Annotated in this window: 24 protein-coding genes; 12 read left to right on the top strand and 12 right to left on the bottom strand. The window is 49.0% G+C overall.

Going from position 1 to position 26,109, the window contains the following annotated elements; genetic code table 11:
* Positions 1 to 250: 250 nt before the first annotated feature.
* The 5 genes from rplS to rpsP are packed head-to-tail and all read right to left on the bottom strand — an operon-like array spanning position 251 to position 2,416.
* Positions 251 to 598: a 50S ribosomal protein L19 gene (rplS, locus tag DESTI_RS01865; RefSeq protein ID WP_041285886.1), complete on the bottom strand. Its 348-nt coding sequence runs from the start codon at positions 596 to 598 to the stop codon at positions 251 to 253.
* The gene (trmD, locus tag DESTI_RS01860; RefSeq protein WP_014808266.1) at positions 522 to 1,352 is read right to left on the bottom strand and encodes a tRNA (guanosine(37)-N1)-methyltransferase TrmD; all 831 of its coding nucleotides are present in this window, start codon (positions 1,350 to 1,352) and stop codon (positions 522 to 524) included. The genes rplS and trmD overlap by 77 nt, the downstream gene beginning before the upstream one ends.
* Positions 1,339 to 1,851 (bottom strand): ribosome maturation factor RimM, encoded by a 513-nt coding sequence (gene rimM / locus DESTI_RS01855; protein WP_014808265.1) that lies wholly within the window; start codon positions 1,849 to 1,851, stop codon positions 1,339 to 1,341. The genes trmD and rimM overlap by 14 nt, the downstream gene beginning before the upstream one ends.
* A 25-nt stretch (positions 1,852 to 1,876) precedes the next feature.
* Positions 1,877 to 2,107, bottom strand: a complete 231-nt coding sequence (locus DESTI_RS01850; RefSeq protein WP_014808264.1) for a KH domain-containing protein — start codon at positions 2,105 to 2,107, stop codon at positions 1,877 to 1,879.
* A gap of 51 nt (positions 2,108 to 2,158) precedes the next feature.
* Positions 2,159 to 2,416, bottom strand: a complete 258-nt coding sequence (gene rpsP / locus DESTI_RS01845; RefSeq protein ID WP_014808263.1) for a 30S ribosomal protein S16 — start codon at positions 2,414 to 2,416, stop codon at positions 2,159 to 2,161.
* Positions 2,417 to 2,827: 411 nt separating this feature from the next.
* Between rpsP and DESTI_RS01840 the strand changes: the two genes are divergently transcribed.
* Together DESTI_RS01840 and DESTI_RS01835 are read left to right on the top strand one after the other, a co-directional pair.
* Complete coding sequence (locus DESTI_RS01840) at positions 2,828 to 3,637, top strand: inositol monophosphatase family protein (protein ID WP_014808262.1); 810 nt, start codon at positions 2,828 to 2,830, stop codon at positions 3,635 to 3,637.
* Between the two features lie 222 nt (positions 3,638 to 3,859).
* The gene (locus tag DESTI_RS01835) at positions 3,860 to 5,053 is read left to right on the top strand and encodes an adenylate/guanylate cyclase domain-containing protein (protein ID WP_014808261.1); all 1,194 of its coding nucleotides are present in this window, start codon (positions 3,860 to 3,862) and stop codon (positions 5,051 to 5,053) included.
* A 241-nt stretch (positions 5,054 to 5,294) separates the two neighbouring features.
* Here the strand turns inward: DESTI_RS01835 and DESTI_RS01830 are convergent, their stop codons facing one another.
* The 4 genes from DESTI_RS01830 to DESTI_RS01815 form a co-directional block, all read right to left on the bottom strand.
* Positions 5,295 to 5,759 carry a dCTP deaminase/dUTPase family protein gene (locus tag DESTI_RS01830; RefSeq protein WP_014808260.1) on the bottom strand — a complete coding sequence of 155 codons (465 nt, stop codon included), beginning with the start codon at positions 5,757 to 5,759 and terminating at the stop codon, positions 5,295 to 5,297.
* 31 nt (positions 5,760 to 5,790) lie between these two features.
* Positions 5,791 to 6,477 carry a YggS family pyridoxal phosphate-dependent enzyme gene (locus tag DESTI_RS01825; protein ID WP_014808259.1) on the bottom strand — a complete coding sequence of 229 codons (687 nt, stop codon included), beginning with the start codon at positions 6,475 to 6,477 and terminating at the stop codon, positions 5,791 to 5,793.
* Positions 6,474 to 7,094, bottom strand: coding sequence for a Maf family protein (locus DESTI_RS01820; protein WP_014808258.1), 621 nt, complete (start codon positions 7,092 to 7,094; stop codon positions 6,474 to 6,476). The genes DESTI_RS01825 and DESTI_RS01820 overlap by 4 nt, the downstream gene beginning before the upstream one ends.
* Positions 7,095 to 7,305: 211 nt before the next feature.
* Positions 7,306 to 7,590, bottom strand: coding sequence for an HU family DNA-binding protein (locus tag DESTI_RS01815; RefSeq protein WP_014808257.1), 285 nt, complete (start codon positions 7,588 to 7,590; stop codon positions 7,306 to 7,308).
* Positions 7,591 to 7,948: 358 nt separating this feature from the next.
* Between DESTI_RS01815 and DESTI_RS01810 the strand changes: the two genes are divergently transcribed.
* Both DESTI_RS01810 and DESTI_RS01805 read left to right on the top strand, forming a co-directional pair.
* The gene (locus DESTI_RS01810; protein ID WP_014808256.1) at positions 7,949 to 8,866 is read left to right on the top strand and encodes a ring-cleaving dioxygenase; all 918 of its coding nucleotides are present in this window, start codon (positions 7,949 to 7,951) and stop codon (positions 8,864 to 8,866) included.
* A gap of 112 nt (positions 8,867 to 8,978) precedes the next feature.
* Positions 8,979 to 9,824, top strand: a complete 846-nt coding sequence (locus tag DESTI_RS01805; RefSeq protein WP_014808255.1) for a sterol desaturase family protein — start codon at positions 8,979 to 8,981, stop codon at positions 9,822 to 9,824.
* A gap of 36 nt (positions 9,825 to 9,860) precedes the next feature.
* Here the strand turns inward: DESTI_RS01805 and DESTI_RS01800 are convergent, their stop codons facing one another.
* Complete coding sequence (locus DESTI_RS01800; RefSeq protein WP_014808254.1) at positions 9,861 to 10,193, bottom strand: hypothetical protein; 333 nt, start codon at positions 10,191 to 10,193, stop codon at positions 9,861 to 9,863.
* Between the two features lie 614 nt (positions 10,194 to 10,807).
* Between DESTI_RS01800 and DESTI_RS01790 the strand changes: the two genes are divergently transcribed.
* From DESTI_RS01790 to DESTI_RS01760, 7 genes are all read left to right on the top strand, one after another.
* Positions 10,808 to 12,625: a phosphoenolpyruvate carboxykinase (GTP) gene (locus DESTI_RS01790; protein WP_014808253.1), complete on the top strand. Its 1,818-nt coding sequence runs from the start codon at positions 10,808 to 10,810 to the stop codon at positions 12,623 to 12,625.
* Between the two features lie 512 nt (positions 12,626 to 13,137).
* On the top strand, positions 13,138 to 15,774 hold the full coding sequence (locus DESTI_RS01785) for a sigma 54-interacting transcriptional regulator (protein ID WP_041285884.1): 2,637 nt from the start codon (positions 13,138 to 13,140) through the stop codon (positions 15,772 to 15,774).
* Between the two features lie 482 nt (positions 15,775 to 16,256).
* Positions 16,257 to 16,499, top strand: coding sequence for a hypothetical protein (locus DESTI_RS01780; RefSeq protein WP_014808250.1), 243 nt, complete (start codon positions 16,257 to 16,259; stop codon positions 16,497 to 16,499).
* A gap of 428 nt (positions 16,500 to 16,927) precedes the next feature.
* A complete protein-coding gene (locus DESTI_RS01775) occupies positions 16,928 to 18,415 on the top strand; it encodes a class I adenylate-forming enzyme family protein (protein WP_014808249.1) in 1,488 nt (495 codons plus the stop codon).
* A gap of 237 nt (positions 18,416 to 18,652) precedes the next feature.
* Positions 18,653 to 20,368 carry a two-component system sensor histidine kinase NtrB gene (locus DESTI_RS01770; RefSeq protein WP_014808248.1) on the top strand — a complete coding sequence of 572 codons (1,716 nt, stop codon included), beginning with the start codon at positions 18,653 to 18,655 and terminating at the stop codon, positions 20,366 to 20,368.
* Positions 20,361 to 21,752, top strand: a complete 1,392-nt coding sequence (locus DESTI_RS01765; RefSeq protein WP_014808247.1) for a sigma-54-dependent transcriptional regulator — start codon at positions 20,361 to 20,363, stop codon at positions 21,750 to 21,752. The genes DESTI_RS01770 and DESTI_RS01765 overlap by 8 nt, the downstream gene beginning before the upstream one ends.
* A gap of 133 nt (positions 21,753 to 21,885) precedes the next feature.
* The gene (locus DESTI_RS01760; protein ID WP_014808246.1) at positions 21,886 to 22,677 is read left to right on the top strand and encodes an orotidine 5'-phosphate decarboxylase / HUMPS family protein; all 792 of its coding nucleotides are present in this window, start codon (positions 21,886 to 21,888) and stop codon (positions 22,675 to 22,677) included.
* A gap of 285 nt (positions 22,678 to 22,962) precedes the next feature.
* Here DESTI_RS01760 and DESTI_RS01755 read toward each other — a convergent pair whose 3' ends face one another.
* Both DESTI_RS01755 and DESTI_RS01750 read right to left on the bottom strand, forming a co-directional pair.
* The gene (locus tag DESTI_RS01755; protein ID WP_014808245.1) at positions 22,963 to 23,640 is read right to left on the bottom strand and encodes a response regulator transcription factor; all 678 of its coding nucleotides are present in this window, start codon (positions 23,638 to 23,640) and stop codon (positions 22,963 to 22,965) included.
* Positions 23,637 to 25,301 carry an ATP-binding protein gene (locus DESTI_RS01750; protein ID WP_014808244.1) on the bottom strand — a complete coding sequence of 555 codons (1,665 nt, stop codon included), beginning with the start codon at positions 25,299 to 25,301 and terminating at the stop codon, positions 23,637 to 23,639. Before DESTI_RS01750 ends, DESTI_RS01755 begins: the two co-directional genes overlap by 4 nt.
* Before the next feature lie 306 nt (positions 25,302 to 25,607).
* Here DESTI_RS01750 and DESTI_RS29665 point away from each other — a divergent pair, with 306 nt between their 5' ends.
* A complete protein-coding gene (locus DESTI_RS29665) occupies positions 25,608 to 25,949 on the top strand; it encodes a DF family (seleno)protein (RefSeq protein WP_419722479.1) in 342 nt (113 codons plus the stop codon).
* Positions 25,950 to 26,109: the final 160 nt, after the last annotated feature.

Here is a 26,109-nt window from a genome sequence, read left to right as displayed (position 1 = left end):
GCAATTGGTAGCGCCGGCCTCCGTGCCGGCGAACAATTCACCAAACAAATCAATAAGTTCTCGCCGGCAGGGACGCCGGCGCTACTGATTCTTCTCATTGCAGGCATTGGATTCCGTCAAGATTTTCGATAACCGCTATATACGATCAACCCTATTCATGCTGAAAACAAGAGGCTGGGCTACGCGGAGGAATAGCGCTCTAGGTATCTTCCTCCGCGAAGAAAACTTGGATTGGCAGTTCTGACAAGAGCTAAGAAAGTCTGCGTTCTTTGATACGGGCGGCTTTGCCTCTGAGTTTGCGGATGTAATAGATCTTGGATCGTCTCACGCGCCCACGCGTCACGACTTCGATCTTGTCCAACATCGGGGAATGCAGGGGAAATACTCTTTCCACTCCGATCCCATAGGAGACTTTTCTTACGGTAAAGCTCGTGCCTGCTCCCTTGTGGCTCGTTCCGATTACCACGCCTTCGAAGATCTGTATTCTCTCGCGAGTTCCTTCGACAATGCGAACATGGACCTTAACTGTGTCCCCCGCCCGAAATTCCGGGAGGTCCAACCTCATCTGTTCCTTCTGAATCTGTTCCAGCATATCCATTTTTCTTCTCCATTAAGCCCGTGCAAAGTTCAGATCGGATCTCCTCCAGGAGTTTTTCCTCTTCAGCTCCTCGAATAGCTCTGTCCAGAAGGTCAGGGCGCCTGAAAAGCGTTCGGGCCAGGGCTTGTTTTTTTCTCCACCGGCGTATTTTTTCGTGGTGTCCTTCAAGTAAAATATCGGGAACACTCAAACCTTCGAATTCCCGAGGCCGCGTGTACTGGGGATATTCCAGGAGTCCTTCGTAAAAGGATTCTCCTGCTATGTGACTGTCCCGTCCCAATACGCCCGGAACCAGCCTGATGACGGCGTCGATGACCACCATCGCGGCCGTTTCGCCGCCTGAAAGAATGTAGTCTCCGACGGAAATCTCATCATCGACAAAGTGCCTGATCCGCTCGTCTATTCCTTCGTACCGACCGCAGACGAAAATCAAGTTCGTCCCGGTGGCGAGTTCCTCTGCGATCGATTGATCGAAAAGTCTCCCCTGGGGCGTCATGAGAATGACCTTTGACCCGGGTACACTGTTCCGAACGCTCTGTATCGCACGGACAACCGGTTCAGGCTTCATTACCATCCCGGTGCCGCCACCATAGGGATAATCATCCGTACTGCGGTGGCGATCTTCGGTGAATTCTCTAAGATCGACGGCTTCGACCGTCATCAGCTCTGCTTCGATAGCGCGAGCCGGATTGCCGTAAGCCAAAAACGAATCGAAGATCCCGGGAAAAATGGTCAGGATCTTAATGTTCAACATCTGGGATCAGCCCCTCCAGAGGGTCCACAGTCATTGTCTCGGTTTCGGTGTCCACCTCCAGCACCACATCGTCTATCATAGGCAGGAGGATTTCCCCGAATTCACCTTCGACATGGAGGACGTCGTTTGCTCCGGTCGGGGTGATCTGGCTTATTTTTCCGAGTTCCCGTCCGTCCTTGGTCACCACCCGCATGCCGAGCAATTCGAACCAGTAATACTCGTCCTCTTCTTTTGCAGGCAGATTCTCCTCATTTGTCTTAACCAGTTTCCCCACAAGCTCCCGAGCTTTTTCAGGAGTGTCGATTCCTTGCAGGCGAACCAGTATTGCCCCTTTGTGCACGCGAAAGCCCGCCACTTCATACGCGGTTTCGTCGAAAACGAGACGAACGGAATTCTCGAAAGATGTCAAAGATTCCGTATACGGCCTGACTTTGATTTCGCCTTTGATGCCAAAGACTTTGACAGCCTTGCCGATAACAATGAGTCTGCTTCGGGCCATGGAGCGTAACAATCAGGAACTGCTATTATTCAAGGATCTCCAGGACCGCACGCTTTTTCCCTTTAGTGGAGGCTGCGCTTAAAATTGTCCGCATTGCACGTGCGGTTCGGCCCTGTTTTCCTATTACTTTCCCAAGATCGCCTTTAGCCACTTTCAGCTCAATAACAGACGTCATTTCGCCTTCAACTTCCGAGACGGCCACTTCTTCCGGACTGTCCACGAGCGCTTTGGCTATATATTCGATGAGATCCTTCATAAGCTTTCTCCCATCCAACGCGATTTATCGAGGACAGGAGCTTTACTCCCCTTACTGTTCCGCTCTAACAGAAGTCTCAGCCTTTTTGACAATTCTGCGAACCGTATCGGTTAGTTCGGCCCCGCGGTTGACCCACTGGTGAATTGACTCGAGATTGAGGTTCAGACCTTTCTCTTTATCTCTGGGATCGTACGTTCCTACGACATCGAGAAACCTTCCGTCCCGCGGGAAGAAAGATTCAGCAACCACAACTCTGTAGAACGGTTTTTTCTTGGCACCGAACCGTGCCAGGCGTATTCTTACTGCCATTCTAAGGATTAACCTCCGACGGGCTTGCACCCTCAAGTCATAATCGAACAATATTAATGAAGGTGGATCGATCTGTCAAGGAAGATTTAACTCACCGGATAACCATTCAACGATCCGCGAAAACACGATTCGAGTCTGTACAAGTCCGCGAAAATGTAATATTGCCTTTGATTTTGAACGACACGAGATATGCGGCAAAGTGTTGCTCAGAGACCGGTGTATTTCATTGCAATCAACAAGATTCATGGTAGCATGCATATGAGCTGCGCCATACGCAGCGAAATCCGATCGACAGCGGCATTCAGCCGTAACTGACTGCCCTCTTGTGACTGATTCAGGGGTCACACTCCCTCTCGGCAACATGTTCCTGTCAATGGCCTGGAGGGTAAGTATAACTGGAATGGAGTCATCATGGAAAAAGAAGACAGATCTTTATCAGAACGGGAACTCTGGACTCTCAAGGAGTTCGTGGAAAATACTTTGCGAAAAAGCGGCTCTCTCCTCATGGAAATGTACGGCAAGGGCAACAACCAGCTCAAGTTCGATGACGATCTGGTGACAGAAGCTGAAAACACTGCTTGGGACCTGATATCTACAAAAATTAAAGGAAGCTTTGAAGACCACGCTTTTCTGAGAGAACTTTCTCAGGAAGAGATCGCGGAACCGGAATGTCCGCGATTCATCTGGATTGCCGATTGCCTTGATGGAGCAGCATCGTTTCAGGCTGGCATGCCCGTATGGGGGATTAGTGCGGCATTATTCGAGAAATTCTGGCCTGTACTGGGATTTCTCTATTTGCCGGTGACTGGCGAGCTGTATTCCGCGTATGCAGCGCGAGAAGCATTGCTCAACGACCGCCCCATCAGAGTGCGCGAAAATGACAGTATCGATAATGAAAGTCTCGTTCTCGTCTATTCCAGGTTTCACAATGATTTTTCCAGCACGTTTCCGGGGAAGATTCGCAATTTCGGGTCCTCTGCCGGCCATCTCGCTTATGTTGCCAGGGGTGCTGCCGATGCCTGCCTGCTAAAAAACGTGAATGTCCGAGATCTTGCCGCAGGCAGTATCATCCTTGAAGCAGCCGGTGGGGAAATAACCTATTTTGACGGCCGTCCGTTCCATGTGGGCGAGTTTCTCGACGGCAAGAGAATCGATGAACCTCTCATTGCGGCGCCAAAACGTTCCGCAGCTTCAATTACCAAGTATTTTAAGAGATTATAGTATTCTTCTCCTGATCGGGCGCTCGTTTGCTTTTCGTAAAGGCGAGCGCTCTACAAGATTCCCACGGATTTGCCGGCCACGAAATCAACTCGATTTTGACTTACGTCAAAGACTTTGTTCGCAGACGTTCTATTCTGGTCTTGCGGAAAAAGCGGCGCATAATTATAAACTCCTTATTGACCACAATTGATGATGAGATGGCCACCATCTAAAGGATATTCCATGAGAGAGAACAGCCTCACGATAGAACCAATTCCTTCAGATCTTTATCAAGCCCGTTTTGAAAATCTTTTCCGCGTAGCAAAGAAGGTTACCTCCTGCCTGAATATCGCGGATATTCTGGAGATAATTCGGGATGAAGTAAAAGTTACTATCCCACATGCCCAGGAGGCCTGCCTTATATTGATCGACACAGATGCCATCGACTACACCAGACCGCTCCACTGCACGATGAGGAAGGAACAGGTGAATTGCCAACCATGCCAACGCGGCAAAGAAATGGTGAGCAAAGCACTCAGTTCACGTAATCCGGTTCCGGGACAGTTCGCATTTTCATGCGATTTGCCGGCCTGCTGTGAAGCTGCAATACCGATCTATGACGAGCAGGAGCCGGTGGCTGTCCTGACCATTGTCACCAGACCCGGCGCCTTTCTCACGGATCGGGACAAACTGCTTCTTTCCGACCTGATAGAATTGGCAGGAAACATTCTCGTAAATGCAAAGAAATACTCCAAAATAGCAAGAGAGAAGCTCACAGTCGAACGCATCCTGGGGCACATCAGAACCTTTGTCCCGGAAACCGTGCAGAGAATTGTGGAAAAAAACCCTGACGCTCCGCTGCTTGAAAAAAGAGACGTGGATGTTTCCGTCCTCTTCCTGGATGTTGCCGATTACACCAGGATTAGCGAGACATTCACTCAGGACAAAGTCAACTTCATCATAGAGAAATACTTTTCAAGCTTCCTGGATGTAATCATCTCCTATCAGGGAGATGTGAACGAAACTGCAGGCGACGGCTTGATGGCGATTTTCCAGGGGACCGCCGAAGAAAACGCATGGAATGCGTCACAAGCAGCACTGGAAATTCGCAGCCGGACCCGAAAAATAAACACCGAGCTGGAGGGGCACTTCTATCCGGTCATTGTCAACATGGGGATAAACTCGGGAGTGGTCTCACTCGGAATGAGCAAATTTACCGGAGGATCCTGGACAAGAACCACCTATACCGCATCAGGATCGGCCACAAACCTTGCCGCACGCATAGCTGCAGCCGCAACCGAAGGAGACATCCTTATCGGACCTGAAACAGCACAACGAATATCAGGAAGAACAACGATCTTCGATCGGGGAATCATGAACTTCAAAAACATTACGTCTAGCGTGCACGTGTACAGCCTTATACCTCAAGCTTGTTAGCTAATTGCAGTTTCTCAATCAAAGCAAGCAAGACCAGGGAAACCCTTCTTGTAAGAAGTGTTTCCCCGAACCCCTTCCCAAGAACTTCTAATATTCGTCTATCTTGCTGGTTTTTTGGCAAAAAACCAGCAAGATAGACGAGTGTTAAAAGTTTTTGGAGGGTTTGGGAACCTTTTTTACAAAAAAGGTTCCCTGATCTTGATGTCTTTGATCGTGAATCGCAATCAGCTAACGAGCTTGTTTATTCGGGCTCTGAGACCACAACCAGTGCTCTGGAAATCCTGGCATTTTCCTTAATTGCTCCACCTTCCGGTCCTATGTTCATCAATATGCGTATGCTGGTATCGAGCTTATCGACGGCCGTACTCTCATGGGAGATACCAGCGGCCACAAGCCGTTGATGGGGGAATATCATTATTACGGTGTTTGAGGGCGGTATTATCGATTCATTGTAGGCGATCAAGTATTTTCCCGGTTTCAGTTTCCACCAACCGTACGGTTCCTGGGGATCGCGTTTTTCGGGAATAAGTTCCTGAACGCTTGCTTCAGTATATTCGCTTCCGCCAAAATCGAGGGTACCGGCAGTTTCGATCTGGCTGATGCTGCGTACTGTCAAATCAAGGGAGCATTCCCCCTTCTGTTTTTTCGCTGAAATAAGGCCTTGCGTCAGGGATGCTATCTTTTCACCAGTCAGAACGCAGATCATAATTACCTCCTGCACAGGAGTGAAAAAAACCCTATTGCCTCTCGCCGAAGATGGCTGTGCCGATTCGCACCAGGGTAGCGCCTTCTTCAACTGCAGTCTCGAAGTCTCCAGTCATCCCCATGGAAAGCTCTTTCATGTCCGGAGACAACACGCCGTCCCGCTCCAATCGTTCTCTCAATTCTCTCAATCCCGCGAAATAGGGTCGTGCACGTTCAGGGTCGTCGAAAAAAGGGGGCATGGTCATGAGGCCCTTCAGCTCCAAACGCGGGAGCTTAAGAATGTAGTCTGCAAGTGGGGCAACTTGTTCTTCAGGTAATCCTGATTTTTGTGGTTCCCGGGCTAAATTGACCTGGATGAGAACCCCCATGCGCCGGCCGTTATCCTGACATCTCGTGTTAAGAGCAGCAGCGACCCTTTCATTATCCACCGTTTGTACCGTTTCAAAGATATCCGCCGCTTTTCCCGCCTTGTTCCGTTGCAGGTGCCCGATCATGTGGTGCTCCACAGTCTCGTTTGCCAATGCGTCTTTTACCTGCAAAGCTTCCTGTAAATAGTTGTGCCCGATAATCGTAATCCCTGCCTGAACAGCTTCTCGTATTGCTTGCGGATTCTGACCTTTGGCTGCGGCTACAATACGAATTTCGTTCGGATCGCGACCGACGCGGCACGCTGCTCTTACTATTCTTTCGTTGATCGATCTGAGGTTATCCGCTATCATGCGTTCTTCGAGCCGTTCTGGAGGAAGTCGTATATGCCAAGCTCCTGCAGATCTTTGGCGACTTCGCAGAGAGGTAATCCCACCACATTTGTATAGGAACCCTGTATGCGTTGCACAATGCCCGAGCCGATTCCCTGTATCGCATAGGCTCCGGCCTTGTCCATGGGTTCGCCTGTTTTTACGTAATCCGCTATCTCAGTCGGTGAAAGTTCACGAATATATACCTGGGAGACAACACTCCGGATCCTCCGCAACTCAGGATGGCCGCTGTGCACCAGTGCGTAACCGGTATAAACCTCGTGCGTTCGTCCTGCCAATTTTGACAGCATGCACCGCGCTTCATCCTCATCCGCCGGTTTTCCCAGGATTTCTCCATCGATCACCACAATCGTGTCCGCTCCAAGCGTCCACGTGTCAGGGAAAAGCGCGGAGACTTCTGACGCCTTCTCCAGAGCAAGCCTCCGAACGTGATCCACAGGCTGTTCTCCATTCATAAGTGACTCGTCGATCTTCGAGGGAACAACTTTGAAACGGAGCTTCAAACCTGCGAGGAGATCTTTTCTTCTCGGTGAACCGGAAGCTAATACGAGGTGAGTATTGTTGTCGTGTACGGCCATAGTTGTGTCCGATTGCATTCTTATGACGATATGAGTGAACCTACTCATACATCAATAATGCAAGTGGACGTGGAGATCAAGGCGTGGCCGGTTTTGGTCTGCGCCGACAGAGGCTGCAATTCTCCTGAGCGGCGAGCGTACAAAATCCTACACCTGATGCCGAAACACTGCAAAAAGAAGAAAAGACTCGATAGGAATCGAAAACGTATCCCTATACGGCCTGTTTTGCCGCTTCTCTTAGGGCCTTCGCGGCTCTAAACCGGGGGACTTTAGAAGCGGGAATCTTTATCTTCTTTTTTGTTTGAGGATTAACGCCTTTTCGAGCCTTTCTTTGGGCGACCAGGAATGTACCGAGATCCGGAATTCTGATCTGTCCGTCTTTGCCCTTGAGTGACTGGTGAATCGCGGCCACAAACGCCTTGAGAACAGAATCCGCCGTCTTCTTGGGAAGCCCTGCTTCTCCTGCCACGCGTGTAACCAGTTCTGTCTTTGTCATCTCATACCCCCCTTTCCGGTAGTAAATTGATATGCAGTATAAGCAATTCTGATAGCGGGGAGTCAAGGTTCTGTCAAGCTAAATTTAACATCATGGTAACCTATCGGTAATCATTTTGGATCGTGTCGCATTTCTTCGACTCTCTTCTGAACCCAACGGTGCTCTTCCGCATCTAACATAAAGGGATAACATTAGATCCGGTATCCCCTTCGACGGTTCGCATCGTAGCTTAAGAGGAGACCGCTGCTCTTGCAGCACTGAGATCCTGAGAGTGATTTCTCCTCCGACTTGAAAGACGATACGAGCCGTCGTTTTAAAATCTCGGATCGTAATTTGATCCGCGTGTGGAGGAACAATCATGGAAACTCCGTTGAAGGGACTGCATCATGTCACCGCAATAGCGGGGGATCCTCAAAGAAATTTGGACTTTTATGCTACAGTCCTCGGATTGCGCCTTGTAAAGCTCACCGTGAACTTCGACGACCCCGGAACGTATCACTTTTATTTTGGAGATGATGAGGGCCGACCCGGGACGCTTCTTACGTTCTTTCCCTGGCCATTGGGCACCCGGGGAAGAATCGGACCGGGACAGATCGGTGAGATTGCGTTTTCGATCGACTACACAGCAACAGAGTACTGGATAGATCGCCTCAGAAAGAAGAATGTTCCGGTAGAAGGACCGTTTGACCATTTCGGGCGCGAAACATTGCGATTTCACGATCCGGACGGGTTGATCTTAAACCTTGTAAGCAGCGATCACTCGGAACGCGATGACAATGCAATTCTTGGACTGCATAGTGTCACGTTTGTCGAGAAGGACCCCGACAGGACAGGATGTTTTATCTCGGATCTCCTCGGGTTTCCGGAAATCGAATCACAGGGAAGCGACTTGAGTTTCGATGTGGGCCTTGGACAACGAATTCACGTAGTCGCCCATCATTCGCAAGAAAGAGGACTGGTAGCAGTCGGGACGGTTCATCACGTCGCAGTGAGGGTTCCGGACAACGCGTCACAACGAGCGTGGCACAAGTACCTTGCCGGTTCCGTTTCCATTACCCCGATCATAGATAGGAAATATTTCAAATCGATTTATTTCCGAGAACCAGGGGGAATCCTGATGGAAGTGGCCACCGATCCTCCTGGATTTGCAGTTGACGAATCCCGCAAAACTCTGGGGACGCGATTGATGCTTCCCGAAGATCTCGAAGCTCATCGATCATCGATCGAACAGAACCTGCCTTCCATAACTTTGCCGCGAATAGTACGAGCAGCATGAAGTGATAGATTCCGAATCGTCCCCATGCGGACTCAAAACTTGACGCCTATTTCGGTGTGCAATATCGTGTACGTATTATCTCGTCGGTAACCTGTGTTTTGCCAGGAAGGAAATGGAAGCGTTTATTTTACAGCACGAGCCCATTATACGACTCGCCTTTTTTTTGGGAATCTTTGGGGCAGTTGCCATCGGAGAGATTATCTTACCGCGACGTCAGCTCACTCAATCCAAGAAACACCGGTGGTTTGCAAACGTGGGGATCGTCATTATCGATGCCCTGGTTTTGCGGTTATTGTTCCCGGCGGCCGCTGTGGGATCGGCTCTTCTGGCATCCGAACGGGGTTGGGGTTTTTTCAATAATGCAAATGTTCCCTACTGGATTGCAGTGGCGAGTTCGGTAGTTTTCCTCGATTTTGTCATTTATCTGCAACATGTGATGTTTCACGCGGTTCCTGTTTTCTGGCGATTGCATATGATGCATCATGCAGACCTGGATTTTGATGTTACCACCGGTACGCGTTTCCATCCGATCGAAATCGTCCTGTCCATGGTAATCAAGATTTCCATGGTGACTCTCATAGGCGCGCCGGCTTTAGCAGTTATCATTTTCGAAGTGCTTTTGAACGGAACGGCAATGTTCAATCACAGCAATATCTCCGTCCCCCTTGGATTGGACAAAATTTTGCGGCTATTCGTAGTTACCCCGGATATGCATCGAGTACATCATTCTGTTTTCCCCACGGAAACCAATAGCAATTATGGATTCAACCTTCCCTGGTGGGATAGGCTCATGGGAACGTACAAGCCCCAGCCGAGACTCGGCCATATTGACATGACCATCGGTCTCAATCAGTTCCGAGACCCGTCCCGTCTCACTCTTCTCGGGATATTGTGGTTGCCGTTCGGAGGTAAACCCGGAAATTATCCCATAAACTCGCGTGGGGGATCAGGCGAATAACCGTATTCAGACCAGACTGTCAGTGGAGCATGAAAGCTATCTGAGATATAACCTGAGTGCTTCGATAGTGTGATCGTCAAATCTTCCTTTTAAATGTCGGATTTCATCACATATCGATTTTCTTAACCTGCACTGATATGACGTTACATTTTCGTACATTCTGGCCATAGATTTGATGTTGGATTGCCAGCCGAGTTCTCTCACAATTCCCAGATAGTGATGCAATGCCATATGTATCTGGTCGGGCCGCGGCCCCCCGAGTTGCTTGAGTTTACGATACTCCCCGACTCTCATCACGACAGTGACAATTTCGTGTTTTTCGCAGCTTTCATTAGTACGTGAACATACATTTGCCGTTTTGGAATGCATGATAAAGTTCACTCCACATGGAGGATTGACACCCGGATTTTGAACCAACCCCCCCGTGAAGTCTCCACCGGCATTAGACCGGCGCACGACGATCCGGGACCATTTTCTCTGTGACACTTCTATTTACCACAGTTCAACAAAAATGTATATGGAAGAGTGGCTTTAGAGGTAGAATCATTTAACTTGATCGTTTGTTTTTCGTTCGGGTTGTACTAGAAAACATTATTGTGAAGTTCCTGTACAAAATAAGAGATTTTCGGGGCTGCTTCCGTGCGTTCCGCATTCGGGAGATTGAACGGTAAACGTCTTTGAAAAACAGGGTGTACGCGAAAAATTCTCGAAAGATCTTTGCAAAGAAGTACGATTGCAGCTACAATGAAAATTTTACGGCTCGCTCGATGACCGAAGAGATGAGCACCGATTTGAAGCAAGAGCAACGGGGTAAAGCAAAGAACCGAGAGCCCTGCGTGATACAAATTTGCTTTCAAAGTTGGACGGAAATCTCCTCTAGCCCCCCTTTATAAAGGGGGGCATGGGGGGATTTTGAATGCAAATTGGTATGGCTCGCTGCCTTCATCTCACGACGCGACAATATAGGAGATCAAGGAGTTGGAATGACACGGAATGCAAAGCTACTGAGTATCGTTGAAAAAATGGCCGAAATGTGTCGGCCTGACGACATTTACTGGTGCAACGGCTCCCGGGAGGAATACGACCTCATGGTCCGTATGATGATCCATGCGGGAACGGCTATTCAGATGAACGAAGCCAAGCGCCCGAATAGTATATTCGTCAGATCCAGCCCTGCGGACGTAGCCCGTGTCGAGGATCGTACTTTTATTTGCTCGGATAAGCAAGAAGATGCCGGTCCAACAAACAACTGGGCAGACCCTCGAGAGATAAAAGCTACTCTTACGAAATTGTTTACCGGTTCCATGATCGGAAGAACAATGTACGTGATTCCCTACAGCATGGGGCCGACAGGTTCACGTATTGCTAAGATTGGAATAGAATTAACCGACTCTCCGTACGTTGTTGCAAACATGCATATCATGACAAGAGTCGGTTCCGCGGTCCTTGAAGCATTGGGGTCTGATGATGATTTTGTGGTGGGACTTCATTCTGTGGGCGATCCACTCGTGGACCCTGCAGATCCGGATTCTCCATGGCCCTGCAATCGCGACCACAAATATATTTGCCATTTCCCTGAAACACGCGAAATATGGTCATTCGGTTCAGGATATGGCGGCAATGCTCTACTCGGCAAGAAATGTCACGCCTTGCGGATTGCCTCGGTTCAGGCACGCGATGAAGGCTGGCTCGCTGAACACATGCTCATCCTGAAGATGACCAACCCGGAAGGTCAATCCAAATACTTCACAGGAGCTTTTCCCTCGGCATGTGGAAAGACGAATCTAGCTATGCTGATTCCGACAATTCCCGGCTGGAAAGTGGAGACCATAGGCGATGACATTGCATGGATGAAATTCGGACCTGACGGCCGACTGTACGCAATTAACCCCGAAGCGGGTTTCTTTGGAGTGGCGCCGGGAACGAGCATGCAATCCAATGCAAACGCAATGCTGACAGCCCGAGCGAATTCCATCTTCACCAATTGCGCGATAACCCCTGATGGAGACGTCTGGTGGGAAGGAATGACGGAAGAGGCTCCGCCTGAACTCATGGACTGGTTGCGCAGACCCTGGAATCCACAATCAGGACGCCTTGCAGCTCACCCTAATGCTCGATTTACCACCCCAGCAAAGCAATGCCCGGTTATTGCGCCTGAATGGGAAGACCCCAACGGAGTACCCATTGATGCAATTCTCTTCGGCGGGCGTCGCGGGACGGTAATTCCTCTGGTAACAGAAGCTTATAACTGGCAGCACGGAACTTTTCTCGGATCCATTACCAGCAGTGAAACGACCTTCGCTGCAGCAGGCAGGGTTGGACAGCTCCGCAGAGATCCTATGGCAATGCTCCCCTTCTGCGGGTACCATATGGGTGATTATTTTGCTCATTGGCTCAGAACCGGTGCAAACGCCGATCCGGAAAAGCTACCGAAAATCTACTACGTAAACTGGTTCAGGAGAGATGCGTCCGGAAAATTCCTTTGGCCGGGGTATGGTGAAAACAGCCGCGTGTTGAAATGGATTTTCGAGAGAAGCAATGGTTCCTCAGAAGCAATCGACACGCCCATCGGAAGGATTCCCGCCCCGGGGGCTCTGGACACTTCCGGTCTAGACCTCGATCCCGCTGCTCTGGAGGAATTACTCAAAGTTGACATTTTGGATTGGGTGAGCGAAGTGCCTCTTATCAAGCAGCATTTCGAAACATTTGGGACTCGGATGCCTCAGGGGCTGTGGGACGAACTCCATCGTCTGAAGCACATCCTCAACCAAGAAAGGCGTAAGATTTCCAATAACGATTAGTTCGTGACAAGCTGAACCCCTCGCCTACGTTGCGAAAGCAATCCCATTGAGCTATTATCTTGGGGAATTGTGGGACGCGTTGGCACGAATTATCCACCGAGGACGACAAAAAGAGCCCACTTTTGAGCATTATCCAGCTTTTTGTCGTCCCTCGATTCGGAAGCTTCTTTTGTGCTCAACATGTCATACCAATTTGCTTTCAAAGGTGGACAAGAATCCCCTAACCCCTCTAACCCCTCTTTATAAAGGGGGGAATGGGAGGATTTTGAATGCAATTGGTATCAGCACAAGCGACCTGCAATCATAAGAAAATAAAATCAATCAGTTTGCGAACGGCGTTGCCTTGACCTTATATTTTTGTGTGTTTCATGACAGCATCCCTGTAAAGCGGGACTGGATAGAGCTGCAATCGGATGGACATGTCTGTGAAGCGGCTCAACACTGTTGCTGCGTAAATCGATCGGTTTTCGCAAAGGTCGTCCCGAGCTGTAACGCAACGGTGTAATTCCCTCATGTTAAAAATTCCTCATCCCAGCGAGTACCGATTCGATCCCCTGGAAAGGCTACCAGAAGCAGTACGTCATACGGTCCGAGAGAAAGGAAGACTGAAAGAGTACAGCCCGGGAGATGTTCTCATGGCTTCAGGTGACGATGGTGCGTACATCCGGTTCATTATGTCCGGAGAAGCCAGTGTCATGCTGAAGGACGGCGATGAGCCGGCATTGTCCGTCGATATTATGAAATCCGGTGATATTTTTGGAGAGATCAGTTTTCTTACCGGTCGTCCTTCTCCGGAGAATGCGGAACTGGTAGCGGACGAACCCTGCAGTGTTCTGGAAGTCCCGGCCGCCGAATTCGAGATCATTCTACAACAGAATCCGGAATTTACCATTTCTCTCGTGAAGAATCTTGCCCGCAAAATTATGCGGCTCGATCGCATGGTCCTGAGGAGCAGACAAAAGAAACGCGCTCTGCAATCGCTGATTAGCCGTGAAGAGCACATATTCCCGGACTACGTCATCGGGGATTATGTCAGGAGCCAACTTGCGACGAGAATTGAAGAATTGGCACACTCGGATGGTCCGGTGCTGATTATCGGAGAAACAGGAGTAGGTAAAGAAGTCCTCGCACACGCGATATTCAGGTTAGGGCATCATTATAAGTCAGTGTTTTTGCTTTTGGATCTACTGAGGACTCGCTACGAGCAGACTTTCCAGGTTATGCGAAATGAAGAGCTTGGTAAGGAACGAGACGTCGTCCAGGAGCAAATGCAACTCTTCTTCGGGATAGAAGAGCCTGGTCTCAACGGTCGCCCTAAGGTACAACCGGGATATGTAGAATTAACGGAAGACGGGACGCTCCTCGTTCGAGGAGTGGAGCAACTCGAACCCGACGTTCAAGAAGAGCTTCTGGAAGTAGTCTGCGGCAGCGGCACGTACATGAGAGTGAATGGCGAGGAACCTCATCCCGCAAGGTTACGACTGCTGGCTACGACGGAATTGCATCCGGACGAGATCACCCGAGCGGATCATCCTCTGCTCCATTCACTGCTCCAGCGGTCTATCGTAATACCTCCACTGAGAAGACGTCGCCGAGAAATACCCGGCCTGGTATCACATTATATAAGCCAGTATTGCCAGGAATTGAGAAAGCAGATCGTCGAGACGCCGAAAGAGACGTTGAAGACGCTCGTGAACTATTCCTGGCCCGGAAACGATATCGAGCTTTCCACCACGCTGAAAAGGGCCGTCCTTGTATCCGAGGGCGAGGTGCTGCGTCCCCAGGACATCTATTTCGACCTCAAAAGGGTTGAGGGAACAGGAAAATTCAATCTACTGCGGTTTCAGGCCGTGCGGCAGGCTATGCTCAGTCCTCTCTTCCCTGCAATTTTCCAAAGCGCGGTCACGCCCTTCTTCTTCATTTTACTCGTACTCCTTTTTCTCGGTCCTCAGGATCCGCTCAATAACCCGGCTGCACTGTTCAGTTGGGCAGTAGGCTGGCCGGTACTGATTGTGGGAGCGTTCATCTGGTCGCGATTCTGGTGTTCTCTGTGTCCTATTGGAACGTTGAGCAAACTTGCCAAGAAAATCATTGCCCTGGAGAGGCCCTTTCCTACTGCTTTGAAAAACAGGAGCGATCTCCTGATTGCCGGCGCGGTGCTTTGCATCATCTGGTTTGAAACGGCAACGGGAATACGTAATTCACCATTCAATGTGGGATTACTTTTACTCACCATGTTGTTCTCGGCAGTCATTGTTGCAGTGATTTACGAACGGCAGTCGTGGTGCCGTTACTTGTGTGGTCTGGGCGGCATGATCAGCGTTCTCTCCAAAGGATCGTTCCTGGAACTTCGCGCGGATCGTAACGTGTGCATTTCCCAGTGTTCCTCCAACGAGTGTTACCTGGGGACTCCGCAACGGGAAGGCTGTCCCTTCGGACAGGTAGCTCCGAAGCTCCACAGCAATCGATTCTGCAAATTGTGTGGTATATGCGTCAAGAATTGTCCTCATGGAGCCGTGAACCTGAACCTTCGTTTACCCGGGAACGAAATCTGGGAAATGAGACATACCAATACGGGTACCGCCTTCCTTATCATCGGTATGATCGGCGGTCTTCTGAGCGAAATGGCAATAAAAATGCCATTGTACAAAGAATTGACCTCGTACCTTCCACTTCCTGACATGTTGAAATTCACGATAATTTTCTTCGTTGTAGTCTTGACGGCAAATTTGATGCTTGCGATTGCCACGGTCTTTTCTCATCGAGTATTCGATGAAGACTTTCAGGAAAACTATTCCAGGTATGGACTTGCATTGCTTCCCATAGCCTTGACCGGTTTCATGGCTTTTCATCTTTATTATTTGATCAATCTCGGCGTACAATTGCCTATCCTGGTGAGCAAGAACTTTGATTTCGAGATTTTTCGAACGCTCATCATAACGGTTCCTCCGTGGTTGACGCATTTCTTCCAGCAACTCCTCGTATGGCTCGGGCTCCTATGGAGTCTGATGATCATGTATAAACTCGGTCGCGGGAGCCACGAGAGATTTTCTACTGCCATGTACGGTGTGATGCCCCACATGGGGTCGGCCGTGGTGCTAACGATATGTGTTCTGAAATCTATTCGCTTCTATTTTTACGGTAATTAAGCTTCTTTCTCTCGAACGCCAGAGTTGGCAGCTTGCCTGGGATGCAGGACTGCCGGCTCTTGTCATATTCGCATTCGCAAGTGCCTATTACTTGGAGCTTTCTCCATTTTCTGTGGCTCTGAGCTACGGCGTGGCTCAACTCGTGTCGTATTCGAGTTACATTGCTCTGTGTGCGATTGCGATTCGATTGCAGAGAAGAAAATGTGAAACGGCCACTGATACGGACCTGCGGCTTCAGGTGCATCCCTGTTCGGTCAAGTCTGCACAATAGACACTTCTTGGCATAAGTAACGCTAAAAAACACTTGACATTTGGTAGAGCCACAATTAACATTCTTGAGGGAATCGCAACCTAACATTATCATTACCTTTTGTGGGCGGCAGGGTAGTCTTCTTTTTCCAGAGCAAAAAGAAAGCGTAGGGGATTGGTGTGCTTGTCCCACCGTATCCAGACCGAACATTTCAAATCTAAGAGGAGTCAGGATGAAAAAAATACTTCTTTCGGTAGTGGCAGCAGCCTTCTTGTTGACACTTCCGTTGGGTGCTTTCGCACGTGATGGAAGTCGCGATACTCTTGCACAGATGTGGAAAGAGCGGGTAGCGGCGCAAAAAACAGCAGCAGCAAAAGAGAAAGAGGTTGTTGCAGCAGTAGAGAAGAAGCAAGTAGACAAGGCCAAAGCAAAAAAAGCCAAAGCAAAGGCAAAATCAGAAAAGAAATCGCAGTAATTTAAGCTTTTCATGAAAAGAGGCGGTGCAGAAATGTCCGCCTTTTTTATTGTTCTTCGTCACCTGGCAAGAATTGTTCTCACCAGGTCTTGTCTTCAGCATGACCTGTTATTGCAACGGAAGCATTCATCAAGCCCGGACTCATCTGCGGTTCAATGAGTCTAATACCATTTCGCAGTTATGCACATAAGATAGCGAAGCTGGAGTGTCCTGAGCGGAGTGATGAGACGGCTTTGCGTCGTCCAGAGCGAAGGATACCTCCAGCTTTCCGGATCATGATAAGAAAAGCGAATCGGTATAACGATTGGACAGTCAAGCAGATAGAGAGAAATTGAACCCCGAGGGGCATTATAAAGTAATGATTTGAATTCTGCACCCGTGCATGATAGTGTTGCATCAAATCCAACCAACTGATCATGGAGACATATATGAATCTCAGCGAGATGGTGGATCGTTTTGCCCAGGACATGCCCGATCATCCGGCAGTGGTCTTCGAGGACCTCACGATCTCATACGCGGAACTTATGAGTTCCATTAACAAACTCTGTCATGCGCTGACCAAAGCCGGTGTGCAAAAAGGTGATAGAATAGTCATACTTATGGGAAACAGGCCGGAATTCGTGATAGGATATTTCGCCTGCCTTAGAATAGGAGCCGTTGCTGTAACGCTCAATCCTCTCTCTACCGCATATGAACTGAGCCATTATTTTGCCGACAGCCGCCCTGTGGGATTGTTCTGCAAAAGCGAGCAGATTCCTAAAATAGAGAACATTCCCAATCGTGACGAGTACTTGAAATTCATCATTACCGTCGAACCAACGGATGGAGCCATTTCGTTTCAACAGATACAAGATAGCTATTCGGATCGTTTTCAGGCTGTAGACGTCGATCCGAACCATCCGGGGGTCATCATCTTTACTGCAGGTCTCCTGGGCAAAGCCCTGGGTGCGACCCTCAGCCACAGGAACCTGGACAGCAATTCCAATATGCTTCGGGATACGTGCGGGGGAGGTCCCGAACACCACGGGCTCGCCTTGATCCCCTTGTTTCATGCATTCGGTGCAGCGGTCAACCTGCTTGGAACAGTAAAGGTCGGAGGCACCGTGTATTTGGTCGAGCGGGTTGATTTTCCGAGACTGGTACCCTGGTTGAAGAAGGCTCGGATTACGTATTCCGGTTTAGTTCCAATGGTTTATTACGGTCTTTTGTACCACCCCTCTTGCAAGGACCTGGATCTCTCCAGCTTTCAAATTGGCATCAGTGGCGGTGCACCGCTTTCCATGGAAATTTATGAGCGATTTTGTGAGCGTTACAAGATTGACATATATCAGGGATACGGGTTGACCGAATCATCTCCTGTTGTCTCATGGAATAACGTGAATATTCCCAATAAGCCTTCCACCGTGGGAACACCTATTCCGGATGTGACTGTACAAATCCACGATGACAATGGTAACCCGCTTCCTGTGGGTACTGTCGGGGAGGTTGTGGTTAATGGGCCCAACGTAATGCTTGGATATATCGGCAAACCAAAAGAGACTGAGACCGTCATACGCAACGGCTGGTTGTACACGGGCGATCTGGGAAGCCTCGATAGCGACGGCTATTTGACTCTTGTGGGATTGAAGAAAGACCTGATCATTACTTCCGGATTCAATGTGTACTGCCAGGAAGTGGAAGAAATCCTCATTCGTCACCCCCATGTTGCGGACGTTGCTCTGGTTGGGGTGGATGACCTCATGAGAGGTCAGGTCATTGAAGCGCTTGTAGTTCCGGAACCCGGAGTAAAACCTGACGAGCGCGACATAATACGTTTCTGCAAAGAATATTTATCCAGATACAAGTGCCCTCGCAAAGTTATAATCGTGAAAGAAATCCGCAGGGATGTACATGGCAAGCCCTCGGAATGGAGTTGATCCGACATTTGGTGAGTTGTAACCAAAGATAAGATTGGGGAGTCCTGCCAAAGCAATGCCAAAGCAGGATTACAGAAACGGCCCCCATTTCTCTTTTTTGAATACAAATCGGCAATAACCATGCGGCATGCTGGTACAAGTCGGTCTCTGCCGCAGATTTTCAATCCTTTTCGCATTGGATGGGTTTTCCGCCACTCTTTCGCGAGTGCCGAGAGAAATTACACATCAGAGTGCATTGTGTTTCCTTTCAGGAACATAACCAAACTGATCCGGCAGGAGGAGTACATCGATCGGCCGGAGTTCACACGAAGAGTCGTGTGGCTTATGCTGCTCAGGCTTTTGGTGATGACGCTCCTTCTGGCCGCGACGATCTTTTTCCAGTTCAGAGGTGCCGGAACTCTTTTCATCGATCCAGCCATCCCACTGTACATTCTGATCGGCACCACTTTTCTGCTCAGCCTCATTTATGCATTTGCGTTACCGCTTATTCCCGATTTGTGGCTGTTTTCATTTTTTCAGGTGATGGTGGACGTGCTCTATGCAACCGTGCTGATTCATTTCACAGGTGGAGCATCAAGCGTTTTTACGCTCCTGTACATCTTTCCGATTATCACTTCGGGCATTTTGCATCTGAGGCGGGGAGCATTTGTGACTGCCGCTACGGCATGTATCTTATTCGGTCTTCTGATAACACTGCAATTCTATCACATCATTCCGCCGAGTAACTGGCCGTGGATAAGCACATGGAGTAAGAACACTCCGGGATATCTCTTGTGGATTTTTGTCGTCCACCTGACGTTTTTCTTTCTGGTTGCATTTCTATCGAGTGCTCTGGCCGAGCAGTTGCAGCGGACGATAGCATCTCTGGACCTCAAAGAAATCGATTACCAAAAGCTTTCTGAACTCCATACGAATATCGTACGCTCAATATCGAGCGGAATGATCACCACCGACGATCTCGACAAAATCACCTTTGTGAATAGTGCGGGTGCCGCTTTGGTCGAGACGCCTTCCTCGGAACTTGTGGGTATGAGTCTGCGGAATGTATTTCCAATGATTCGCGATTTTGTCGATAGTTCGTCCGTCAGACGAGAAACCTTCTTTACCGTGAAGGAAGTAAATGCCGTCAAGAAGCATTTTGAAGTAACCGTTTCCGATCTGAAGGGGGTTGACTCTCTGCCGAGGGGACGATTGGTGTTATTTCAGGATGTGACGGAATTCAGAAGAATGGAGGAGCGCGTACGTCTCAGTGAAAAGCAAGCTGCATTTGTGCGCATAGCCGCCGGGATGGCCCACGAAATCAGGAATCCGTTAGCCGCACTCCGGGGAGCAACGGAATTGCTGTCGAACAACCGTTCGGTTGCGGCTAATGAAAGAAAGCTCCTGGAAATCGTTCTGAGAGAATCGGACCGATTGAACCGGCTGCTGGGGGATTTTCTCCTGACCGTCAGGGCGCAGCAGTTGGGAAAAACACGAGTTATGCTTTCGACTGTCATGGAAGAAATTCTGGACCTGTTTTCCCGTGAACCGAAAATTCAAGGTGGCGTTTCTCTGGAAACTCTCATAAATAAGGGCGTTGAAGTGGAAGGTGACCCGGTGCGACTGAAGCAGGCCATTTGGAATGTCCTGGGCAATGCGTTGGATGCGGTTCACGAATTCGGGACTATTCAAGTGGTGCTTGAATCTTCCCCTGAAACCGGCTGTGCGACATTGATCGTGAAGGATGATGGCTGTGGAATTCCCCTGGAAATCCGGGATCAGGTTTTCGAGCCTTTTACGACGACGAAAGAAAGGGGTTCAGGCCTGGGGCTCTCTCTGGCATTGAGTGTGGTTGAATCGCATGACGGACTGATCGATTGTGAAAGCACTCCATCAGGAGGGACAAAATTCTCGATCAGGTTGCCTCTCGCTTTAGATATGCCTGTTCGAGAAGGAGAAGAGGAGAATGCCTGAACGCCTTATCGTCGTAGACGACGAACCGAGCATGCGGGAATTTCTCGAAATAATGTTGTCTCAGGACGGGTACGAAGTTCGAACAGCAGCATCTGGAGAAGAAGGCCTGAAGTTGTACAAGTCGGAAGAACCCGATCTCATCCTCACCGATGTCAAGATGCCCGGCATGAGCGGCCTGGATCTTATAAAGCACATCCATTCACAGGATCCTGCCATGCCTGTCATCGCAGTGACTGCATATGCAAGCGCAGATGACGCATTGAGAGCGGTTCGTGAAGGTGCATACGACTATCTTTCCAAACCGTTCCAAATTGAAGATCTCAGAATAATCATCAGAAATGCGCTTGAAGCTCGTCGTCTCAGGATCGAAAACCAGGAATTAAAAAAGTCTATACAGGGTTTTGACAATTTCAGCCATATGGTTGGTATATCCCCTCAAATGCAGGAGATTTTCCAATTCATAGAAAAAGTGGCGCCCTCCAAGGCGAGTGTTCTCATTATCGGCGAATCCGGTACCGGTAAAGAGCTCATTGCCAAAGCAATCCATAAAAATTCTCCGAGATGCGACAAACCTTTCGTTGCAATCAACTGCACGGCAATTCCGGAAAATCTCCTCGAATCCGAAATGTTCGGACATCAGCGCGGATCTTTCACCGGTGCGCTCACAAACAAGCCCGGCCTCGTCGAACTCGCTCATACAGGGACTCTCTTCCTCGATGAAGTGGGAGAAATTCCTATCTCGATACAAGCGAAATTATTGCGCTTTCTTCAAGAGCACGAATTCCGACGGGTGGGTGGCACGGATGAAAAGAAAATAGACGTGAGAATAATTGCAGCCACCAATAAGAAGCTCGAATATGAAATGGAAAAAGGAAATTTTCGTGAAGACCTGTATTACCGGCTCAATGTGATACGTATACGTGTCCCGCCGCTTCGCGAAAGGGAAAAGGATATTCCGTTACTGATCAACCATTTCCTCAGGAAATTCTGCACCGAACAAGGCAAGGATATCACAAAGGTATCCTCACTCGCGCTCAGGGTGCTCTGCAATTATCAATATCCCGGAAATGTCAGGGAATTGGAGAATATTATCGAGCGATGCGTCACGCTGGAACAATCCGATCAGTTGACTGCTCAACATCTTCCTCCCAAATTGACGCAAAGCGAAGGAGTGCCATGCGAAATCGCAGAATTGGATATTCCGTCTGATGGTATCGAATTGGACCGAACCCTTGAGAATCTCGAACGAAAGCTCATTAACAGGGCTTTGGAAATAACCGGCGGAAATCGATCCCGAGCGGCGAGACTGTTGGGGATTTCTTTCCGATCGCTTCGTTACAGATTGGTCAAGCTCGGCATGGAATCGGAAGAAATGGTTCAATAAGACCGATTCGCAATCAAAGAAGTAAGATTCGGGGAAACACTTCTTACAAGAAGGGTTTCCCCGAATTTTCCTTCTTTGATTGCATAAGTCCACGCTGGCTGCCCGATCTTCTTTTCGCAAGGAATGAAACACCATGAAGGATTATGCAGTAATTCTTGCCGCAGATCTTCCCACCCCGGAAGAGGTGCTCTCTGTCACCGCACAAGTGGGGCGGATTGTGGATGGGGTGAAGATAGGCGTAGCAACTTTGTTTCAAGCTGGTACCGACATTCTGAAAAAAGTGAAAGATCTTATCGAGGACCGACCTCTGCTTGTCGATATCAAAATCGCCGATATCGGGTTCAAGGGGAATGATTCCTGGCAAGGAACAAACGCCAAAATCATCGAGTCCATCCGCGATACGGGAGCCACTCACGTAACCGTGCACGGTTTCCCCGGGCCGGTTTCAATAGCTGAAGCGGTTGATGTTGCTCACCACGCGGGAATCCGCGTCTTGCTTCTGCCTCTCATGAGTCATGCGGGAGCTGCACTTTTCTTCTCGAGACCTCTTCAGAAGTCGGACCTTGTCTATGCAGCAGTAAAAGTCGACGTAGAAACGTATATACCGCAGGAATCGGAGTGCACTGACGTTACGGAAGGAATCCTGCTTCTCGGGGAGGCTTTGCAGGCAGACGGGTACATAGGGCCGGCTACCAGGCCGCTCGATCTCCAGCGATATCGGACAATAACCCGCAAACCTATATGGTGTCCCGGTTTCGGACGTCAAGATCGGCAAGGGCGAAACCTTGAAGAGCAATTCAGGAACTGGGCTCAAATAGTGGGGCCCAGATCTGCGGCAATCGTGGGCTCTGCTATTTTTGGAGCACCCGACAAGGTCCGCGCAGCATCCGAAATTATAGAGATACGAGACCATGTCGTAGGATAAGGAAGATCGGGGAACAACTTCCTCTAATCCCGTCTTCCAGCGGGATTCCTCGGCTCCTCCTCAAGAGGATGCACATAACATAGCGAAGGCTGGGGCGTCCTGATACCAATTTGCGTTCAAAATCCCCCCCATTCCCCCCTTTAATAAAGGGGGGTAAGAGGGGATTTTTCGTCTAACTTTGAAAGCAAATCGGTATGAGCGGAGTGACCAGACGGCTTTGCGTCGTCCGGAGCGAAGGATACCTTCAGCCTCCCGGATTATGATGAGAAGAAAAGCCAATCGGTATCACTCGTAAAAAATATACCCTGTCCCGGGAATAGTGACGATATGTTTTGGATCAGTGGGATCGTCTTCTATTTTGGCTCTGAGATGCTGGACGTGCACGTCAATGGTTCGGCTGTCTCGATAAAGCTCCCGATCTGCCCAGATACTCTCTTTTATGACCGAACGGCTCAAGGCTCTGCCGGAATTCTTGACGAGAAGCACAAGCAGTGCGTATTCACGTTGCGTGAGCGGAACCCGTGCGCCGTTTTTCCAGACCGCATTCTGCCCGGTGTCAATTTTTAAATCGGCAATTTCGATCACGAGAGGGTCTTCGATCAATCCCGATCTTCTCAAGCATGCTTTAATACGGGCGGCAAGCTCCAGATAATCGAAAGGTTTGGAAACATAGTCGTCAGCACCGCTGTCCAGGCCGAGCACCTTATCAGGGACCCTGTCCCGAGCTGTAAGCATAATAATCGGAATCGAGGACATGTCTCGCATGCGCCTGCAGACCTGAATACCATCGATATCCGGCAGTGACAAATCCAGGATTACCAGATTCACTCGACTTGTATCGAATAAATCCAATGCTTCCTTGCCGTTGGTTGCCAGCAATACTCTGTAATTGTCGAATTCCAGATTGTCTTTTAATATCCTGAGAATGTCCGGGTCGTCATCTACGAGAAGTATGGTGCTCATTTCCGCTCCTCGCGACCCTTCACACGATAGGGAATGAAAAAGGAAAAGCAACTTCCACGGCCGGGACGGCTATGTACCCAAATCCTGCCATCATGAGCCTCCACCAGTCCTTTGCAGATAGCAAGTCCTATGCCGGAAGAGCCCTGGTTCAAACGAACTCGGTTTTGATCTTTTATTTGATAGAACTTCCTAAAAATAGTCTCGTGATACGCGCGTTCTATACCAGGTCCTTCATCCTTTACCGACACTTCGGTGCCCGTAGAGGAAAAAACGATTTCCACGGTGACCGTTCCGTTCGGTGGGGAGAACTTGATTGCATTGGAAAGGAGATTGCTCATCACCTGGTATAGAGATTTTGTATCGAATGTAAAGATTCTATCTTCAGGAGAAATCAACACCAGATTTACCGAACGTTTCTGAGCCGAAGCTTTCTGTGAAATGATGGCATCTTCAGCAACCTCTTTCAACGAAGCTTCAGATATTTCGAGCTCCAGTTCCCCTGCTTCTATTCTGGAATATTCCAGAAAATCAGCGACAATTTTGATCAGATGATCGGTGTTTCTCTTGATGATATCCAGATACTCGGGGCTTTCACATGAGGACTTTCTCAGGAGAATATCAGTGGCTCCCTTTATGCTGGTAAGCGGTGTTCGCAACTCATGCGAAATATCGGAAAAGAAGTCGGATTTAGCCCTGTTCAGTCTTTCCAGCTCTCTGTTTGCGTCTGCAAGGTTTTGGTTGGTTTCCGACAGATCCCGGGTAGCTTCTGCTATGTTCCGCTCCAATTCTTCATGATGATCTTTCAATTTCTTGTCGAGCAGATAACAGAATTCGGTAATCTCTTTTAACTCGTCTCCCCGATTGAGCGTGTTTTCAAGGGATTCCTTCTCCGAGGTAAGTCTGCTCATGGCTGTTCTGATTTGTCCTATGGGCTTGAAGAAGAGTGCTCTCGCGGGAACAAACAGAAGAACTACGAGAAAACCGGCAAATCCCATGCCGCCTGTCAAGAGAATCAACCGGTTCCGATCTATTACAGCCCGGGCTTCGTCCATGGGAATGTAAATGCTCAGACATCCACCAACATCGCCTGCTTTGTATCCTTGGGCCATATGACACTGAAGACATTGCTCGTTTGTTTTAAGTGGGGCCACATAGCGGAAGACAGTCTTCCCTTTGTTTTCTTCTATTCTGAAGATGCCCTCATTTGCAGAGGTCCGAAAGATGTTGAGCGCTTCCGTCTCAAAATCATCCGGCTTGTTTGAAGGATTCATCTGGTCCGTGTTTGTGATCTTGAAAGAATAGAGGTCGTTCTTCATGGCTTTTTCGGATAGGCTTTTGGTAAGAATTGAAGGACTAATCCGGACGTACGTCACCCCGTCGGAACCGAGCACTTCAGGGTCCGGAAGAAACGGATTCGGCCTTATTTCCGCCGATTTGGGAAGCAAAAGGGACCCGTGCTCCGCAACCCACTGTCTCGTAAGCACTATTTGTTTATGGAGTATCGCTGCTTGCTTCCGAACCTGCTCCATAATGTGCTCTTCCTGCCGACAGGAAAACCAGAAGAGGAGAAGTCCGAACGTGATCGCAGTAATTACGGAAGTGATCACCAGGAATTTGAACGATATCCTCGTATAACCCAGGGTATTGAATCTCGGGAGCATAATGGCCGTTCCGGCGGTTTTTCGTTAATTATACCAAATTACATAATCTTTGGAAATTGCGAGAGTTCAATTTCATAACTCCTCTCCGTGTGCCTGTCATATGACTCATGTCATTAAGATAGTATAATCTTTGATAGACGTTTTTCTTCAGGGGGATGGATAAGAGAGAACGGACACGGTTGAATTATGATATAATCCGCTCTGGTTCTTGGCAAGATGTATGAAGGATATCGCCGATATGCTGGTAGGAGCCAGAATTCATCCAACCTGCATGGAATCAGACAGAAAAGCAGAAAGGTAACAAAAATGGCTGACTTACTGCGATCTGAAGTCAGTCCTGAATCCATTCATGTCAGGATACTCGGTTCAGAAGGATGTGTGAACACCCGTCCAACGGTCCAGTTAGTTACAGATATTGCTAGAATTCTTAATCTTTCGATTAAGATCGAAACGATTCTGGTCACTACGCTGGAACAAGCGGAGAAACTGCGTTTCTTAGGAAGTCCCACAGTTCAAATCAATGGATTAGACATTGAGCCTTCAGCCCGTGAAAGCACTGCATTTGGATTCACTTGACGCAGGTATGAGGCGTCGGGGGTGCCTCCCGAGAACATGATACGAACAGCATTGCTCTCGGCCTCGCGGTGAATGAAGCAACGAGTCTTTGTGAAATCACGCAGGCAATATTTAGATTGGAGCGTCTGATTCCAAGGAGGGCAGCGTTCATAGTCTGCTGGTTGTGATTGTTGCAGTGACGTCTCTAAGTCCTGGTTTGATTCTCCCGCGATCTCGTAATGTTTCACCTGCG

The organism is Desulfomonile tiedjei DSM 6799, from assembly GCF_000266945.1.
GTDB classification, from domain to species: domain Bacteria; phylum Desulfobacterota; class Desulfomonilia; order Desulfomonilales; family Desulfomonilaceae; genus Desulfomonile; species Desulfomonile tiedjei.
The sequence above is the reverse complement of the archived record's forward strand: the minus strand, read 5'-3'. Positions and strand labels throughout refer to the sequence as shown.

Coding starts and splice junctions, on each gene's coding strand:
- rplS (WP_041285886.1), bottom strand. CDS start 598: ATGGATATGCTGGAACAGATTCAGAAGGAACAGATGAGGTTGGACCTC.
- trmD (WP_014808266.1), bottom strand. CDS start 1,352: ATGTTGAACATTAAGATCCTGACCATTTTTCCCGGGATCTTCGATTCG.
- rimM (WP_014808265.1), bottom strand. CDS start 1,851: ATGGCCCGAAGCAGACTCATTGTTATCGGCAAGGCTGTCAAAGTCTTT.
- DESTI_RS01850 (WP_014808264.1), bottom strand. CDS start 2,107: ATGAAGGATCTCATCGAATATATAGCCAAAGCGCTCGTGGACAGTCCG.
- rpsP (WP_014808263.1), bottom strand. CDS start 2,416: ATGGCAGTAAGAATACGCCTGGCACGGTTCGGTGCCAAGAAAAAACCG.
- DESTI_RS01840 (WP_014808262.1), top strand. CDS start 2,828: ATGGAAAAAGAAGACAGATCTTTATCAGAACGGGAACTCTGGACTCTC.
- DESTI_RS01835 (WP_014808261.1), top strand. CDS start 3,860: ATGAGAGAGAACAGCCTCACGATAGAACCAATTCCTTCAGATCTTTAT.
- DESTI_RS01830 (WP_014808260.1), bottom strand. CDS start 5,759: ATGATCTGCGTTCTGACTGGTGAAAAGATAGCATCCCTGACGCAAGGC.
- DESTI_RS01825 (WP_014808259.1), bottom strand. CDS start 6,477: ATGATAGCGGATAACCTCAGATCGATCAACGAAAGAATAGTAAGAGCA.
- DESTI_RS01820 (WP_014808258.1), bottom strand. CDS start 7,094: ATGGCCGTACACGACAACAATACTCACCTCGTATTAGCTTCCGGTTCA.
- DESTI_RS01815 (WP_014808257.1), bottom strand. CDS start 7,590: ATGACAAAGACAGAACTGGTTACACGCGTGGCAGGAGAAGCAGGGCTT.
- DESTI_RS01810 (WP_014808256.1), top strand. CDS start 7,949: ATGGAAACTCCGTTGAAGGGACTGCATCATGTCACCGCAATAGCGGGG.
- DESTI_RS01805 (WP_014808255.1), top strand. CDS start 8,979: ATGGAAGCGTTTATTTTACAGCACGAGCCCATTATACGACTCGCCTTT.
- DESTI_RS01800 (WP_014808254.1), bottom strand. CDS start 10,193: ATGCATTCCAAAACGGCAAATGTATGTTCACGTACTAATGAAAGCTGC.
- DESTI_RS01790 (WP_014808253.1), top strand. CDS start 10,808: ATGACACGGAATGCAAAGCTACTGAGTATCGTTGAAAAAATGGCCGAA.
- DESTI_RS01785 (WP_041285884.1), top strand. CDS start 13,138: ATGTTAAAAATTCCTCATCCCAGCGAGTACCGATTCGATCCCCTGGAA.
- DESTI_RS01780 (WP_014808250.1), top strand. CDS start 16,257: ATGAAAAAAATACTTCTTTCGGTAGTGGCAGCAGCCTTCTTGTTGACA.
- DESTI_RS01775 (WP_014808249.1), top strand. CDS start 16,928: ATGAATCTCAGCGAGATGGTGGATCGTTTTGCCCAGGACATGCCCGAT.
- DESTI_RS01765 (WP_014808247.1), top strand. CDS start 20,361: ATGCCTGAACGCCTTATCGTCGTAGACGACGAACCGAGCATGCGGGAA.
- DESTI_RS01760 (WP_014808246.1), top strand. CDS start 21,886: ATGAAGGATTATGCAGTAATTCTTGCCGCAGATCTTCCCACCCCGGAA.
- DESTI_RS01755 (WP_014808245.1), bottom strand. CDS start 23,640: ATGAGCACCATACTTCTCGTAGATGACGACCCGGACATTCTCAGGATA.
- DESTI_RS01750 (WP_014808244.1), bottom strand. CDS start 25,301: ATGCTCCCGAGATTCAATACCCTGGGTTATACGAGGATATCGTTCAAA.